The sequence below is a fragment of the Arthrobacter sp. TJ-254 genome (assembly GCF_058269175.1).
In genome coordinates, this window is sequence record NZ_JBZCNF010000001.1 from 593357 (window position 1) to 608210 (window position 14854).

Genomic DNA, 14854 nt, shown 5'->3' on the forward strand with positions numbered 1-14854 from the left:
GGAGCGGAGGCGCTGACGACGACGGCGCGGGGCGGACCCCGCGCCGTCAGCGTCAGCGGAAGGTGCGCCCGTTGACCCGCTCCGAGGCTCCGGTGCGGTCCAGGTACGGGGTGATCCCGCCGAGGTGCAGCGGCCAGCCGGCGCCCATGATCACGCACAGGTCGATGTCCTCGGGTGCGGCGACGACGCCCTCGGCCAGCATCCGGCCGATCTCGTCAGCAAGGGCGTCCTGCGTGCGCCGCAGAATCTCCTCGCTTGTGGACGGCGAGGAACCACGCTCGAGCAGGGCCAGGGTCGATTCGGGGACGATCTCCTGCCCGGACTCGTCCTTCACCCACAGGCCCTTGATTCCGGCGTCGATCAGTTTCTGCTGGTTCGGCGACACATGGAACCGGTCGCCGAACGCTGCGTGAAGCGATTCCTGGACGTGCTGGCCTACCGGCAGACCCACGAGGGCGAGCAGGCGGAACGGCGTCATCGGCAGTCCCATCGGGCGCAGCGCATTGTCGGCGGTTTCGGCGTCGGTGCCCTCGTCGAAGACCTTGGTGATCTCGCCGAACATGCGCCCGAGGATCCGGTTGACGACGAACGCCGGGGCGTCCTGCACCAGGACGGCGTTCTTCTTCAGCTGCTTGGCCAGGGCGAATGCCGTGGCGAGGACGGCGTCGTCGGTCTTGGGCGCCCTGACGATCTCCAGCAGCGGCATCGCGGCGACCGGGTTGAAGAAGTGGAAACCGACAACGCGTTCGGGGTGGGCGAGGTCGGCGGCCATGTCAGTGACCGAGAGGGATGAGGTGTTGGTGGCGAGGATGCACTCGGAGCTGACGACGGCCTCAACCTCGGCGAAGACCTGCTTCTTGACGGCCAGTTCCTCGAAGACCGCTTCAATGACGAAATCGGCGTCGGCGAAGACGTCCTTCGAGACCGAGCCGGAGACGAGGGCCTTGGTGCGGTTTGCGGCGTCGGGGGAGAGCCGCTTCTTGGCGAGGAGCTTGTCCACCTCGGCGTGCACGTAGGCCACGCCCTTCTCCACGCGCTGCGCATCGATGTCGGTCAGGACCACGGGCACCTTCAATTGGCGGGCGAACAGCAGGGCAAGCTGGCTTGCCATGAGCCCGGCGCCAACGACGCCGACCTTTGTCACAGGGCGCGCGAGCTTGGCATCGGGCGCACCGGCCGGACGCTTGGCGCGCTTTTGCAGCAGTTCAAGGAACGCGTAAACGGTGGCGTGGAACTCCGGGGTCTGCATGAGTTCGGCAAGGGCCACGCATTCGGCCTCGGCCGACTGCTCCCGGTTCAGGGTCTTCCCTGTCTCGAAGAGGTCAAGGACGCGCGACGGCGCCGGAGCGGCGTTCCCGGTGCGTGCCTGGACGAAGGCCCGTCCTGCTGCTGCTGCGGCGTCCCAGTCGGCCTCGGTGTAGGCGGAAAATTCCGCCCGGCGCACGTTGAGGGCCTGCGTTGTCGCCGAGTCACCGGCGACGACGCGGGCCGCCCAGGCGAGGGACTGCTCGAGGAAGTCGGCAGGCTCGAAAAGGGCGTCGGCGATGCCGATGCCATACGCCGCCCTGCCGTCGAGCATCCGGTTGTTGCTGAGCGGGTTTTCGATCATGACCCGGACGGCGGAGGCCGGCCCGATCAGCCGGGGGAGCCGGTACACGCCGCCCCAGCCGGGCACGAGGCCGATGAAGGCCTCGGGAAGGCCAAGCCCGTTCGCGCCGGTTGAGACCGTGCGGTAGTCCGCCGCGAGGGCAACCTCGAGCCCGCCGCCGAGGGCGACGCCGTTGATGAAGGCGAAGCTTGGCACGCCCAGCGTTCCGAGGAGGTTGTACACCTCGTGGCCGAGTTCGGCCATGCTGCGCCCGTGCTTCTCAGCCTTGAGCGACTTCACGGTGGAGAGGTCGGCTCCGGCGACGAGGAAGTACGGCTTGCCGGTGATTCCGACGGCGGCGATCTCCCCGCGCCCGCTGCGCTCCTTGAGCCCTTCGAGAGTGCGGCCCAGCTCGATGAGGGTGTTCGGCCCCAGCGTGGTGGGCTTGTTGGAGTCGAGGTCGTTGTCGAGGGTGATCAGCGCCAACGTTCCCACGCCGCCAGGCAGGGCGACGTCCTGAACGTAGGAGTGGGTGATGATCTCGGCGGGAACCAGTGATGCCAGTTCCTCAAAGCGCTCAAAGCTCATGCTGCATCCTGTCCGTAGTCGGAGTGGCGGGGATTTTCCCAGATGACGGTTGCGCCCATGCCCAGTCCGATGCACATCGTGGTCATGCCGTAACGCACCGACGGGTCCTCCTCGAACTGCCGCGCGAGCTGGGTCATCAGGCGCACCCCAGAGGAGGCGAGGGGGTGGCCGACGGCGATGGCGCCGCCGTACCGGTTGACGCGGGAATCGTCGTCGGCGATGCCGAAGTGGTCGAGGAAGGAAAGGACCTGCACGGCGAACGCCTCGTTGATTTCGAACAGCCCGATGTCGTCGATCTCCAGCCCGGCCTGGCGCAGGGCCTTCTCGGTGGCGGGAACCGGTCCGATGCCCATGACCTCGGGCTCGACGCCCGCGAAGGCGTAGGCGACGAGGCGCATCCGGGGGGTCAGTCCCAGTTCGGCTGCGGTGTCGGCGGAGGCGAGCAACGCCGCTGTCGCGCCGTCGTTGAGGCCCGCGGCGTTGCCGGCGGTCACCCGTCCGTGCGGACGGAAGGGGGTGCGCAGCTGGGCGAGGTCTTCGGCGGTGGTGCCGGGGCGGGGAGGCTCGTCGACGCTGTGAAGCGTCCAGCCGGCACCGGGCTTCCGTCCCGCCACGGGGACGAGGTCGGGCTGGATGCGCCCCGCGGCGTAGGCCTCGGCGAGCTTCGTCTGGCTCCGGACGGCGTACGCGTCGGTGCGTTCCTTGGTGATGGCGGGGAACCGGTCATGGAGGTTCTCGGCGGTGTTGCCCATGTTCAGGGCCGCCGGGTCGACGAGCCGCTCGGAGACGAACCGCGGGTTGGGGTCGGCTCCGTCGCCCATGGGGTGGTTGCCCATGTGCTCGACGCCGCCGGCGATGACGACGTCGTACGCTCCGAAGGCGATCCCCGAGGCCGTGGTCGTGACGGCGGTCATCGCGCCGGCGCACATGCGGTCGATGGCGAACCCGGGCACGGTGCGGGGCAGGCCGGCCAGCAGTGCCGCGGTGCGCCCGATGGTGAGGCCCTGGTCGCCGGTCTGCGTTGTGGCGGCAATGGCGACATCGTCGATGCGCTCGGGCGGCAGGGAGGGATTGCGCCGCAGCAGGTCCCTGATGCACTTGACGACGAGGTCGTCGGCGCGCATTCCCGCGTAGATTCCCTTGTCTCCGGCCTTGCCGAAAGGGGTGCGCACTCCGTCGACGAAGACGACGTCGCGCACGCTGCGGGCTGCAACGCGCGCAGGGGTGGTTGCTGCTGGTCGGCTCACCTGATGCTCCTCTTTGAGATGTTGGTCCGCCCTCATGTTACTCACCGGTAACTTTGGGTGGCAAGTGCGCCGCGCCACACCGTCACCCCGGACCGCCCGGCGGTGAACCGCTGCCCGCGGGCGCCATGCAAACGGCGCACCCGGTGGGCCCGGCCCGGCCTCCCGCAACCTTCTCCCGCTGTGCCTACTGCGGGCCCTGCTCCTCATCGCCTCCACCCGCGGAAGATGCCGCCGGCTGCCGGGCCGCCTGGCCCTTTTCGGGCAGCGGTTCCGGATCCAGGAACGCAACGGTGATGATCGCGGCGACGTTCTCGATCTGCCACCGCCGGGCTCCGAGCTCCGCGAGTGCGGCGCCGATGCTTTCGAGCGTGATTTCCGCCGGAGGGCGCCAGGCTATCCTGCGCAGGAAATCGGGCGTGAGCAGGTTCTCGACCGGCATCCCCAGCTTCTCGGCCTGCAGGGCGACCCGCGGACGGGCGGTCAGCAGGCGTGCGGCGGCCTCCGGATCCTTCTCGGCCCAGACCCGGGGCGGGGGCGGGGCGTTGGTTGAGACGTGCAGCGGCGGAAGGTCGGGGGCGCGCCGGGCCTCGTTGATGCAGCGCAGCCAGCGGGTTGCCTCCTTCTGCGCGGCCCGGCCGTGGAAGCCCTTTGTGGCAAGGAGCTGGGGAACGGTTGAGGGCATCGCCTTGGCCGCGGCGACGATCGCGGAGTCGGGGATCAGCCGGCCGGGCGCGACGTCGCGGCGCTGGGCGAGGTCCTCGCGTTCATTCCAGATCGCCCGTACAGCGGCGAGCTGGCGGCGGTCGCGGATCTGGTGAAGCCCCGAGGTGCGGCGCCACGGGTCGGTGCGGGGTTCGGCCGGAGGGGTGGAGCGGATGTGTTCGAACTCCTCTTCGGCGATGGCGAGCTTGCCATCGGCGTCAAGCAGGGCGGCGAGCTTGCCACGCAGCTCGGTGAGCACCTCAACGTCAAGGGCGGCGTACCGGAGCCACGGCTCGGGCAGCGGCCGCGTTGACCAGTCGGCCGCCGAGTGCTCCTTGGCCAGGCCGAACCCGAGCTGGGATTCGATCACTGCGGCGAGCCCCACGCGGGGCAGGCCGGCGAGCCGTGCCGCCAGTTCGGTGTCGAAGAGGCGGTCCGGCCACATGCCCAGTTCCGACAGGCACGGGAGGTCCTGGCTTGCCGCGTGGAGGATCCATTCGACGCCGTCGAGCGCCTCGTCGATGATCCTGAGGTCGCCGAAAGGTTCGGGGTCGATGAGCCAGGTTCCCGCTCCCTCCCTCCGGATCTGGACCAGGAACGCGCGCTGGCCGTATCGGAAACCGGAGGCCCTTTCGGCGTCGACACCGGCGGGACCGGTGCCGGCGGCAAGAGCGGCGGCCGCCCGTTCCAGGCCGGCCTGGGTGTCGATGACGAGGGGAACCCCGTCCCGCGGCTCCGTCAGGAGGGGGAGGGCTTCGATCTCGGCGGCTGCACCAGCAGTGGTGGTGGCGGGATTGCTGGCGGGGTTGCTGGCCGCCTGTTCGGAAGTCTTGGAGCTCATGGTGCCTTCAGTCTATCGCCGGGCCGTTGGAGCTAGCTGCGCCGGTGCGGCAGCGAGAGCACTCCGTCGGGCAGGGGCGGGAGCCCGGCGAAGGTGCACACCATGTCCGACCACGCCTCAAGATGCCTGCGGACATCGGCGTTGTCGGGGGTCCACGATGCCCTCAGTTCGATGTCGATGGTGTCCGAACGCTCGGCAAGGGTTCCGAAGCTCTCGGAGAGGATCCTCGTGGCCGTGCCGCCGGCGCTGTGGTGGGCGGCGCCGTGGTTCTCCAGCGCCTCGACCAGCCAGGTCCACGCCACCGAGCCCAGCAGCCCGTCGTTGCCGAGTTCGGGTTCGAGCTGGGCGCGGATGTAGGTCACCACCCGGAACTTTCCGTCCCACACCGGGGAGCCGTTCGGGTCGAACAGGAGGATGAAGCGCCCGGCCGCAAGCTCCTCGGGTTCCTCGGCGAACGCGGACCGCGCCGGCCCGTGGACCGGGTGCGGCCCCGGCTGGGCGGGCTGGAAGACCTCGGCGCCGAGAGCGACGGCGTAAGGAGCAAGGCGCGAGGGTGCGGGGATCTCGTCGAGGCGCAGCTCGCTGCGGCACTTCGCCTGCCGCAGGCTGGTCAGTGCAGCGTGAAACTCGCGGGGTACCTCCGGGGGGCTGGCGTCTGCGCTCACCACCGCAGGCTATGCCATGGGCTGCCGGGCGGGTACGGTGACGCGCCGCGGTTATCTTTTCGTGACCGGGACCACACGGCGGACCGGAGTGCCGGCCCGCCGTGAGGTGCCGCGGGGCCCCTGTCTAGGCGCTGACTTCCCGCTTGATCGCTGCGGCGAACGTGTCGACATCCTCTTCGGTTGTGTCGAAGGAGCACATCCAGCGCACCTCGCCCGTTGCCTGGTCCCAGTCGTAGAAGCGGAACTGCTCGCGGATGCGGTCGGCGGCCGCCGGGTCCAGGATGGCGAAGACGGCGTTGGCCTTCGTCTCCTGCGTGAGCTGGACGCCGTCGATGCCGCGCACCGCTTCCGTGAGCCGGGCGGCCATGGCGTTGGCGTGCGAAGCCGAGCGCAGCCACAGGCCGTTTTCGAGAAGGGCGATCAGCTGTGCGGAAACGAAGCGCATCTTCGAGGCGAGCTGCATGTTCATCTTCCGCAGGTACTCAAGTCCCGTTGACGCCGCGGGGTTGAGGACGACGACGCATTCTCCGAACATCAACCCGTTCTTGGTGCCGCCGAAGGAGAGGATGTCCACTCCCGCGTCGCGCGTGAAGGCGCGCAGGGGGAGACCGAGCGCCGCTGCGGCATTGGCGAGCCGCGCGCCGTCCATGTGAAGGTGCATGCCGCGCGCGTGGCAGTGGTCGGCGATGGCCCGGATCTCCTCGACCGTGTAAAGGGTTCCCAGCTCGGTGGTCTGCGTGATGGACACGGCAAGCGGCTGGGCCCGGTGGGCGTCGCCCCATCCCCAGGCTTCGCGGTCGATCAGTTCCGGGGTCAGCTTGCCGTCCGGTGTGGCGACCGGAAGGAGCTTGATGCCGCCGACGCGCTCGGGCGCGCCGTTTTCGTCGACGTTGATGTGGGCTGTCGCGGCGCAGATGACGGCGCCCCAGCGGGGCAGCAGCGACTGGAGCGAGAGCACGTTGGCGCCGGTGCCGTTGAACACCGGAAAGGCGTCGATGCCCGGGCCGAAGTGCTCCTCAAGCAGTTCCTTGAGCCGGGCCGTGTAGACGTCGTCGCCGTAGGCCACCTGGTGGCCGCCGTTGGCGGCCGCGATCGCGGCGAGCACCTCGGGGTGGACCCCCGAGTAGTTGTCGGAGGCGAAGCCGCGCTCGGTGATGTCGTGCAGCGGGCGGAAGGTCGAAAGAGTCTCAGTCACTGTCCCATTATCCCCTAGCGGTGCTTAGCCGTCGGCCTTGGCCAGCAGGTCGGCCGGTGTCGTCCGCAGGCCGTTGACCTCGGCCGCCGGCACGGCGAACAGGGCCGCCGCGGCCCGGGCGAGGTCGTCGACGTGCGTGTAGCCGGGGAAGCGCCGTTCCGGGTTGGCCTCGCGCATTGCGTCGTCAAGGAGGGCCTTGACGACGAGCGGCGTCGCAGCCGCCTGCGATCCGTCGCGGGTGAAGCCGTCGGCCACGGCCCGCAGCCAGGCCTCCACCGAGGCCTTCACTGCGGCGTACGACGCGCCGCCCGCCGTGGGTGAGTCGACGGCGGTCGCCGACACGGCCGTGAGCCTGCCCCGCGGAGAGCGCGCCAGCTGGTCGTAGAAGGCACGGCTGGTGTTGAACAGGGTGCGGAACACCGAGTCATGGAGGAAGGAGTAGTCCTCGTCGGACTGGGTGGTGATGCCCTTGGCACCGCGCCAGCCTCCGACGAGGTGGATTAGTCCGTCCACGCCACCGGCGTCGGCCTCGATTGCCGCCGCGAGCCCGGTGACGGCCGCGGCGTCGGTGAGGTCGCAGACGCGCTTGTCGACGCCGTCGAGGTGGCCGAGGGCCCGCTGCAGCCGGTCGGCATTGGAGCCGACGGCAATGACACGCGCGCCGCGGCCGCTGAGTTCCCGTGCCACGGCGACGCCCGAGGGGCTCGTGGCACCGGCGACGACGACCGTGAGGCCGGCGAGCCGGTTTCCGCCCGCCGGCTCCGGGGTGCTGGTCATGCCGTGGCCCCGGTGATTCCTGCCGTCGATTCGATGACGGGCTTCATCTTGCGGTCGAGGGCCTCGAAGAACATCGACAGTGGGAACTCGTCGTCGAGGACGGCATCGGTGAGCCCGCGCGGCGGTCCGCTGAGGGGGAGGGCGTCGGGGCCCTTGGCCCACACCGAAGCGGGGTGCGGGGTGACGGTCCGGGAGACGAGCTCGTAGGCGGCGAGCCAGTGGGCGGTCTTCGGTCGGTCGATGGAGCGCCAGTACAGCTGTTCGATCTCCTCGCCCAGGGCGACGACGACGTCGGCAACTTCCTCCCAGTCGATGGTGAGCTTGGTGTCGGTCCAGTGCAGGACACGGTGCTGGTGCATCCAGGCGAACAGGAGCTGGCCTCCCAGGCCGTCGTAGTTGCGCACGCGGGAGCCGGTGATGGCGAAGCGGAAGATCCGGTCGAAGATGACCGCGTACTGCACGAGGCGTGCGTGCTTGCGGGTCTCGGGGGAGGCCTCTTCGTCCTTGCTGATGCGCACGGATTCGCGGAAGGCGGTCAGGTCGCAGCGCAGTTCCTCGAGGGAGTAGAGGAAGAAGGGCATCCGCTGCTTGATCATGAAGGGGTCGAACGGCAGGTCGCCGCGCATGTGGGTGCGGTCGTGAATGAGGTCCCACATGACGAAGGTTTCCTCGGCGAGGTGCTGGTCCTGCAGGAGCTCCAGTGCGTCGTCGGGCAGTTCGAGGCGCGTGATCTCGGCCGCGGCCTCAACGACCCTGCGGAACCGCGCGGCTTCGCGGTCGGCGAAGATGGCGCCCCAGGTGAAGGTCGGGGTTTCGCGGACGGCGACGGTCTCCGGGAACAGCACGGCGGAGTTGGTGTCGTAGCCCGCGGTGAAGTCGAGGAACCGGATGGGCACGAACAGGGCGTTCGAGTACTCGCCCGCTTCGAGGTCGGCGATGAACTCGGGCCAGATGACTTCGATGAGGACGGCTTCGACGAGGCGGCTCGTGCTGCCGTTCTGGGTGTACATGGGGAACAGGACGAGGTGGGCCAGCCCGTCGACCCGGTCGCGCTGGGGCTGGAACGCGAGAAGGGAATCGAGGAAGTCGGGAACGCCGAAGCCGGCAGACTCCCAGGCGCGGAGGTCGGCAACGACAGCCGTAAGGTAGGCCTCGTCGTGCGGGAAGTAGGGTGCGAGGTCCGCGACCGCATCGATGATGATGCGCGTCAGTTCGGAAGCCTTGGCGTGGTCCGTTGGCTCAGGAATCGAGCCGTCCTTCACCTGGAGCGGCTGCAGTGCGCCGGCGGCTTCCTTCAGGCTGATCCATGACGGGTGCTGTGCGAGGGCGGCCGGATTCGAGCCGAACCGGGCCTCAGTGGCGGGGCTGGGAGGAGATACGGTCTGGGACATGGTGCCTGCTTCCTGGTCGCCGTTCCGGGCGGGCCGGTCGGGAGTGATGTTCTGACTCGAAGCCTAGCAATAAAGTAGCTTTCCTAATCAATCGATAGCCGACATATAAGAAAACTTTATGCTCGAAGGGCGAACGTACCTCCGGGAGAACAAGCACTCCTGCGGCTGCCGGGGTTAAACGCGCCAGCCCCTCCCGCTGAATGCGGGAGGGGCTGGCAGCCGTGCGGATGGCAGGCGGCGCGCGGTAAGCCGCGAAGTTCCTGCCGTTGCTGCTTAGTCCCGGGGGACAAGCTTCATAGAGATGGAGTTGATGCAGAACCGCTGGTCAATGGGGGTCTGGAAGCCCTCACCCTCGAACAGGTGCCCGAGGTGGGAGTCGCAGCGCCCACAACGGACTTCGACCCGGTCCATCCCCATGCTGCGGTCGTGGAGGTACCTCACCTTGTCCTCGGCCAGCGGAGCCCAGAAGGAGGGCCAGCCGCAGTGCGAGTCGAACTTCTCGTTGCTTGTGAAGAGGTCCTGGCCACATGCCCTGCACTGGTAGGTGCCGGCGGTGTGCGAATCGTGGTACTCGCCGGTGAAGGGCATCTCGGTGCCCGCCTGCCGCAGCACGCGGTACTCCTCGGGGGTCAGTTCCCTGCGCCATTCCTCATCGGTCTTCCGGACCTCGGGCTGGGCCGCGGGCTGGTTTTCGTTTTTTGAAGTGGTCATACTTTTTGCAACGTTTATGACCCGCCGATAAATCCCGAACCCGAGTACAGATGCAGCACGGGGATGCCCAGCTTGTCCTGCGCCTTGTTCGCCCAGTCGGTGTGGAAGGTATCAGCCACGGCGTGAGGGCGGGTGACGACGACGGCTTGACCGGCGTCCTCCGCGGCGGCGGCCTTGACCAGGGCCTCGACCGCGTTGTGCTCGACGGCGTAGCCGCGCGCCCGGAGACCGCCGGCGGCGCAGGCGGCCAGCGACGCGTCAAGGGCGGAGGCAGCAGAGGTCTCGGGCTCGGAACCGGAGGGTTCGCCCCGGTTCAGGTCCCGGAAGGCCTGGGCGAGCTCAAGCAGGCTGAGATGGTGGAGGAACTCGCCGACGACGCTCTTCTCGCGGTCGACGGGCACCAGGACCACGAATTCGGTCTCCTCGTCCCCCTCCAGCGCCTGCAGGTTCTTCACGTCGGCGGCATTCAGGGGTTCCTCGGTCAGCACCACGATCGTTTGCGTCATAGGGCAAGACTAACCGCCGGTGCGGCGCAGGAGGAGGCCGGCGGCTGGCCCGGAAAGGGCCCCGGGGGCGCGCTGAGACGGCCGGAAGTGGGATCAACGCTCCGGGACAGGACAGAATGTTCCTATGCCCTTCCAGCAAGCACCGTTTTTTCGGCCAGCGCCCTCACCTGCCGCCACCGCCCCCTGGGCGAAGTGGACGGCCCTGGGCGTAGGTGTAGGCGCGGTCCTCGCCTCGTCGGCGGCGACGGCGGCGTCCGCGCTCGCCGCCTACTTCGCCCGCCGGGTTGTCACTCCTGCCCGCTCCCGGGACGAGAACCTTGAGATCCTGGCCGTTGTGGGTTCGGAACGCGAAGCGCAGGTGATCCTTCCGGCCAACGAGGACACCACAGTGGAGGGCACTTACAGCCTGTACTTCGACCGGGGGGCCGGGCACGCGCGCATCGGTGCGATCCGGTCGTACAACCCGCGCGAAGGAACGGTGCAGCGCGAGGTCGAAGAGGTGTATGCCGGTGATCTGCGTTCTGCCAGGCGCGGCTGGTGGAGCGGCAGCGTCTTCGAGAAGCCGTCGGACCTCGGTTTCGCCGACGAGGAGCAGCGCCTGCCTGTTGACGGCGGGTTCGCCCCGGCGTGGCTGATCCGCGCCGAGTCACCCGCCCAGACCTGGGCGATCATGGTGCACGGCAGGGGAGCGCAGCGAACCGAAGCCCTCCGCGCGGTGCGCACCGCCCGGTCCCAGGGGCTCACCAGCCTCGTCATCTCCTACCGCAACGACGGCGAGGCCCCGTACGCCCCCGACGGACGCTACGGATTGGGCATGACCGAATGGCGCGACGTCGACGCGGCAATCGACTTCGCGGTTTCCTCCGGTGCCTCGTCCGTGGTGCTGTTCGGCTGGTCGATGGGCGGCGCCATCGCGCTGCAGACGGCCGACCTCTCCCGGCACCGCCGGCGGATCCTCGCCCTCGTCCTTGACGCGCCGGTGGTGGACTGGGTCGAGGTGCTGGCGCACCAGGCACAGCTGAACCGCATTCCCGCACCCGTGGGCCGCATGGGCCAGTGGCTGCTGGGCAACGACGCCGCCAAGCGGGTCACCGGCCTTGCGGCTCCGCTCGACCTCAAGAGCATGGACTGGGTATCGCGGGCGGACCAGCTCACCATTCCCACGCTCATCATCCACAGCGAGGATGATGAGTATGTTCCGGTGGGACCTTCGGCGGAGCTGGCGGAACGCAACCCGACGTTCGTCACATTTGCGCGCTTCCACAGGGCACGGCACACGAAGGAATGGAACGTCGACCCGGACAAGTGGGAGGCAACCGTGTCGGGATGGCTCAGCCCCGTCCTCCACCGCGAGCGGCCCGGTGGCCGCAGGGCGGCCGGGGTTACGCCGCCGACTCCCTGACTTTGCGCTTGATCCGGCCGAGCATTGCCGCCATCCCGCGCATGCGCAGGGGTGAGACGGCGCGGGTCAGGCCAAGCCGGTCGGGCATGTCGTCGGGGATGGCGAGCACTTCCTCCGCGGGGAGCCCATCGAGGCCCTCAAGGAGGATCCCGGCGAAGCCACGGGTGGTCGGAGCCGCAGGAGGCGCCGAAAAAAACAGGTGGACGTTCCTCTCGGCTGTGTCCTCGACCTCTAGGGTGAGGAAAAGCGGGCTCTGGCACTCGACGACCTGCTCAAGCAGTTCCGGGTGTTCCTTGAGCCGTTCGGGAAGCTCGGGCAGCCCGCGGGAGAAATCGAGAAGCAGCTGAAGCCGGTCAGGCTCCGTCAGTGCCTGGAAATCGTCGACGATCTCCGCCAGCTGCGCAGGCAGCACCTTCGTCACTTGGCCATCTCCTCTCGTGCAGCGGCGGTGCCGCTGGATCCCGCGCCGCGCAGGCCGGCCGGGACGGAGCCGCGTTCGGTGCCCCGGACGATCGGAACCCGCACGGCGTTGCCCCACTCGGTCCATGAACCGTCGTAGTTGCGTACCTTGTCGAAACCAAGCAGGTGGGACAGGACGAACCAGGTGTGGCTCGAACGCTCACCGATGCGGCAGTAGGCGACGACGTCGTCGCCGTCCGACAGCCCTGCCTCTCCCCTGTAGATCGCCTCGAGCTCCTCGCGCGGGCGGAAGGTGCCGTCGTCGGCGGCGGCGCGCGCCCAGGGAATCGAAGCAGCAGTGGGAATGTGCCCGCCGCGCATTGCGCCTTCTTCGGGGTAGGCCGGCATGTGGGTGCGCACACCGGTGTACTCATCGGGGGAGCGCACGTCGATGATGGGGTTGCCGAAGTGCTCAAGCACGTCGGCAAGGTAGGCGCGGATGGGCCGGTCGTTGCGGTCGATCACCGGGTAATCCGTTGGTGCGACGGCTGCGGGTTCCGTGGTGAGTGTGCGTCCTTCGGCGATCCACTTGTCCCTGCCGCCGTCGAGCAGGCGTACGTCGGGGTGACCGAACAGCTCGAAGACCCAGAGCGCATAGGCGGCCCACCAGTTGCTCTTGTCCCCGTAGATGACGACTGTCGAATCGCGTGAGAGACCCTTGGCTGACATAACGCGGGCGAAGCCTTCGGCGTTGATGAGGTCGCGCGCCACCTCGTCGTTGAGGTCGGTATGCCAGTCGATCTTCACCGCGCCGGGGATGTGTCCGGTCTCGTAGAGCAGGACGTCCTCGTCGGACTCAACGACCACGAGTCCGTCCGCCCCGAGGTGCTGCTCCAGCCACTCGGTGGAGACGAGCCGTTCGGGGTGTGCGTACGCGGCGAATTTCTCGGCCGGGTCTGGTGCGAGGGTCATTGAGAGGCTTTCTGCAGAGATGTTGTTTCCTCTTAGCCTAACCACGCCGGGCCGTTAATACTTCCGGGAAGGACCGTCCGGCATCACCCGGCACGGTGACGCCGTGACGTATCCTTGCCTAGCGTGGGTACGCCCCCAGCGCGGCTCATTCAACCATTTGCGGCAAGAGGAAGCGGATCGACTACGTGGCATCGATAGAACACCTGACCGACCGCGCGCCGAAACTATCGGTTGAGGATCTGCTCAAGGGTTTCTACCCGTCGGCCCGCTTCGGCGAGGTGTCCTTCGACAGCTACCGCCCGGACCCCCAGCAGCCGTCGCAGTCCGCAGCGGTGAAGGGCCTGCGGCGCTTCACCGTCGGTGTCAACGAGCCGGAGCCGAGCGGGTTCCGCAAGTTCTTCGGAGCGAAGAAGGCCGAGTCGAGGGCCGGGATCTACCTCGACGGCGGCTTCGGCGTCGGCAAGACCCACCTCCTTGCGTCGCTGTGGCATGCTTCCCACGGCCCCAAGGCATTCGGCACCTTCGTTGAGTACACGAACCTGGTTGGCGCGCTGTCCTTCCGCAAGACGGTCGATTCGCTCAGCGGCTACCGGCTGGTGTGCATTGACGAATTCGAACTCGACGATCCCGGCGACACGGTGCTCATGTCGCGCCTGATGCGCGAACTCGCCGACGCCGGCGTGAAACTGGCCGCGACGTCGAACACGCTGCCGGGTTCGCTGGGCGAGGGCAGGTTCGCCGCCGTCGACTTCCAGCGGGAGATCCAGGTGCTCGCCGACCAGTTCGACGTCCTGCGCATCGACGGCGAGGACTACCGCCACCGCGGGCTGCCCCAGGCACCCGAGCCGCTCACCGAGTCGGGGCTGCGCCACCGCGTCAAGGACTTCTCGAGCAACGGCGGCGTGATCGCCGAGGATGACTTCGGCGACCTCATCAACCACCTGGCGGGAGTGCACCCGAGCCGGTACCGGGCCATGCTCGACGGCGTCCAGGCCGTGGCATGGCACAACGTGCACACCATCACCGAGCAGGCCGTAGCCCTGCGCTTCGTCGTCCTCGCCGACCGCCTCTACGACAGGGACGTGCCGATCCTTGCGAGCGGGCAGACCTTCGACAAGCTGTTCACTGAAGAGATGATGAACGGCGGCTATATGAAGAAGTACTACCGCGCGGTGTCCCGGCTCACGGCCCTCGCCAGGCAGGGCGAGTCCTAGAGCCGGCTCTGCCACTGCGTCAAAACAAAAGCGCCGGCTCCGCCTCTCGGCGGGACCGGCGCTTCTTTGTCGTGCTTAAAGCATCTAGGCCGAAGGTGGCTGAGGGCCGGCCGTGCCGTTGCCCCGAGCGCGGTCGCGCTCGATCTTGTCGACCATGGCTGAGGCTTTGGACTGGACGCCGGCGATCCGCCGGGAGTACTTGTGTCCGGTCCGGCCGTCGATCAACCCGCCGGCCTTGCCGATACCGGCCTTGACCTTTCCCGAGTTCGAACCGATCAGCCCGGCTGCCTTGTCCTTCAATCCACCGGCTTTGCCTTTGAGCCCGTCAAATACAGACACAGACACCTCCTTTCATACCCGGGAACCGTTGTGTTCCCTTGGTCCACAAGTTTAGGGCAGATCTCCCCGACTCTGGAGGGGTGGCCGCTGGAAGCAGTCCTTCCCAGGCTGAGTTCGCAGGTCACCACGGTTTAGGCGGGGTTTGGCGTGGTGTGCTGCAGTTTCGCGGGGAGGGAGGGGCTTTCCCGGCTGAGATCGGGAAGCGATGGAGCGGACGACGGGATTCGAACCCGCGACATCCACCTTGGCAAGGTGGTGCTCTAGCCAGCTGAGCTACGTCCGCAGATGGGCGCCCCCGAGGAGGGGCCCGGTATGGA

The 14854-nt window shown here is 68.2% G+C and carries 14 protein-coding genes and 1 tRNA gene; 2 read left to right on the top strand and 13 right to left on the bottom strand.

Annotated features, from left to right (window positions below; genetic code table 11):
• Positions 1-52 precede the first annotated feature (52 nt).
• The 9 genes from AC4D14_RS02795 to AC4D14_RS02835 all read right to left on the bottom strand — a co-directional run bounded on the left by AC4D14_RS02795 (position 53) and on the right by AC4D14_RS02835 (position 10211).
• Positions 53-2176 carry a 3-hydroxyacyl-CoA dehydrogenase NAD-binding domain-containing protein gene (locus tag AC4D14_RS02795; protein ID WP_490900050.1) on the bottom strand — a complete coding sequence of 708 codons (2124 nt, stop codon included), beginning with the start codon at positions 2174-2176 and terminating at the stop codon, positions 53-55.
• Positions 2173-3459: a thiolase family protein gene (locus tag AC4D14_RS02800; RefSeq protein WP_490900481.1), complete on the bottom strand. Its 1287-nt coding sequence runs from the start codon at positions 3457-3459 to the stop codon at positions 2173-2175. Before AC4D14_RS02800 ends, AC4D14_RS02795 begins: the two co-directional genes overlap by 4 nt.
• A 148-nt stretch (positions 3460-3607) precedes the next feature.
• Complete coding sequence (locus AC4D14_RS02805) at positions 3608-4966, bottom strand: HRDC domain-containing protein (protein WP_490900051.1); 1359 nt, start codon at positions 4964-4966, stop codon at positions 3608-3610.
• A 32-nt stretch (positions 4967-4998) separates the two neighbouring features.
• Positions 4999-5631, bottom strand: coding sequence for a DUF3000 domain-containing protein (locus AC4D14_RS02810; RefSeq protein ID WP_490900052.1), 633 nt, complete (start codon positions 5629-5631; stop codon positions 4999-5001).
• 124 nt (positions 5632-5755) lie between these two features.
• Entirely contained in the window at positions 5756-6826 is a 1071-nt protein-coding gene (locus tag AC4D14_RS02815; RefSeq protein WP_490900053.1) for a threonine aldolase family protein, read from the bottom strand.
• Between the two features lie 24 nt (positions 6827-6850).
• Complete coding sequence (locus AC4D14_RS02820) at positions 6851-7603, bottom strand: SDR family NAD(P)-dependent oxidoreductase (protein WP_490900054.1); 753 nt, start codon at positions 7601-7603, stop codon at positions 6851-6853.
• The gene (locus AC4D14_RS02825; RefSeq protein WP_490900055.1) at positions 7600-8994 is read right to left on the bottom strand and encodes a DUF6421 family protein; all 1395 of its coding nucleotides are present in this window, start codon (positions 8992-8994) and stop codon (positions 7600-7602) included. The genes AC4D14_RS02820 and AC4D14_RS02825 overlap by 4 nt, the downstream gene beginning before the upstream one ends.
• A 273-nt stretch (positions 8995-9267) precedes the next feature.
• Positions 9268-9705, bottom strand: coding sequence for a peptide-methionine (R)-S-oxide reductase MsrB (msrB, locus tag AC4D14_RS02830; RefSeq protein ID WP_490900056.1), 438 nt, complete (start codon positions 9703-9705; stop codon positions 9268-9270).
• A gap of 14 nt (positions 9706-9719) precedes the next feature.
• Complete coding sequence (locus AC4D14_RS02835) at positions 9720-10211, bottom strand: hypothetical protein (protein WP_490900057.1); 492 nt, start codon at positions 10209-10211, stop codon at positions 9720-9722.
• A 124-nt stretch (positions 10212-10335) separates the two neighbouring features.
• On the opposite strand from AC4D14_RS02835, the gene AC4D14_RS02840 reads away from it, so the two are divergent.
• Positions 10336-11613: an alpha/beta hydrolase family protein gene (locus AC4D14_RS02840; protein ID WP_490900058.1), complete on the top strand. Its 1278-nt coding sequence runs from the start codon at positions 10336-10338 to the stop codon at positions 11611-11613.
• On the opposite strand, the gene AC4D14_RS02845 is transcribed toward AC4D14_RS02840, so the two are convergent.
• The gene (locus AC4D14_RS02845; protein ID WP_490900059.1) at positions 11594-12034 is read right to left on the bottom strand and encodes a SufE family protein; all 441 of its coding nucleotides are present in this window, start codon (positions 12032-12034) and stop codon (positions 11594-11596) included. The genes AC4D14_RS02840 and AC4D14_RS02845 overlap by 20 nt on opposite strands.
• A complete protein-coding gene (locus AC4D14_RS02850) occupies positions 12031-12984 on the bottom strand; it encodes a sulfurtransferase (protein WP_490900060.1) in 954 nt (317 codons plus the stop codon). Before AC4D14_RS02850 ends, AC4D14_RS02845 begins: the two co-directional genes overlap by 4 nt.
• A gap of 185 nt (positions 12985-13169) precedes the next feature.
• On the opposite strand from AC4D14_RS02850, the gene zapE reads away from it, so the two are divergent.
• A complete protein-coding gene (gene zapE / locus AC4D14_RS02855) occupies positions 13170-14198 on the top strand; it encodes a cell division protein ZapE (protein WP_490900061.1) in 1029 nt (342 codons plus the stop codon).
• An 84-nt stretch (positions 14199-14282) separates the two neighbouring features.
• Here the strand turns inward: zapE and AC4D14_RS02860 are convergent, their stop codons facing one another.
• Both AC4D14_RS02860 and AC4D14_RS02865 read right to left on the bottom strand, forming a co-directional pair.
• Positions 14283-14537, bottom strand: coding sequence for an antitoxin (locus AC4D14_RS02860; RefSeq protein WP_490900062.1), 255 nt, complete (start codon positions 14535-14537; stop codon positions 14283-14285).
• A gap of 206 nt (positions 14538-14743) precedes the next feature.
• Positions 14744-14820, bottom strand: a tRNA-Gly gene (locus tag AC4D14_RS02865).
• Between the last annotated feature and the right edge of the window lie 34 nt (positions 14821-14854).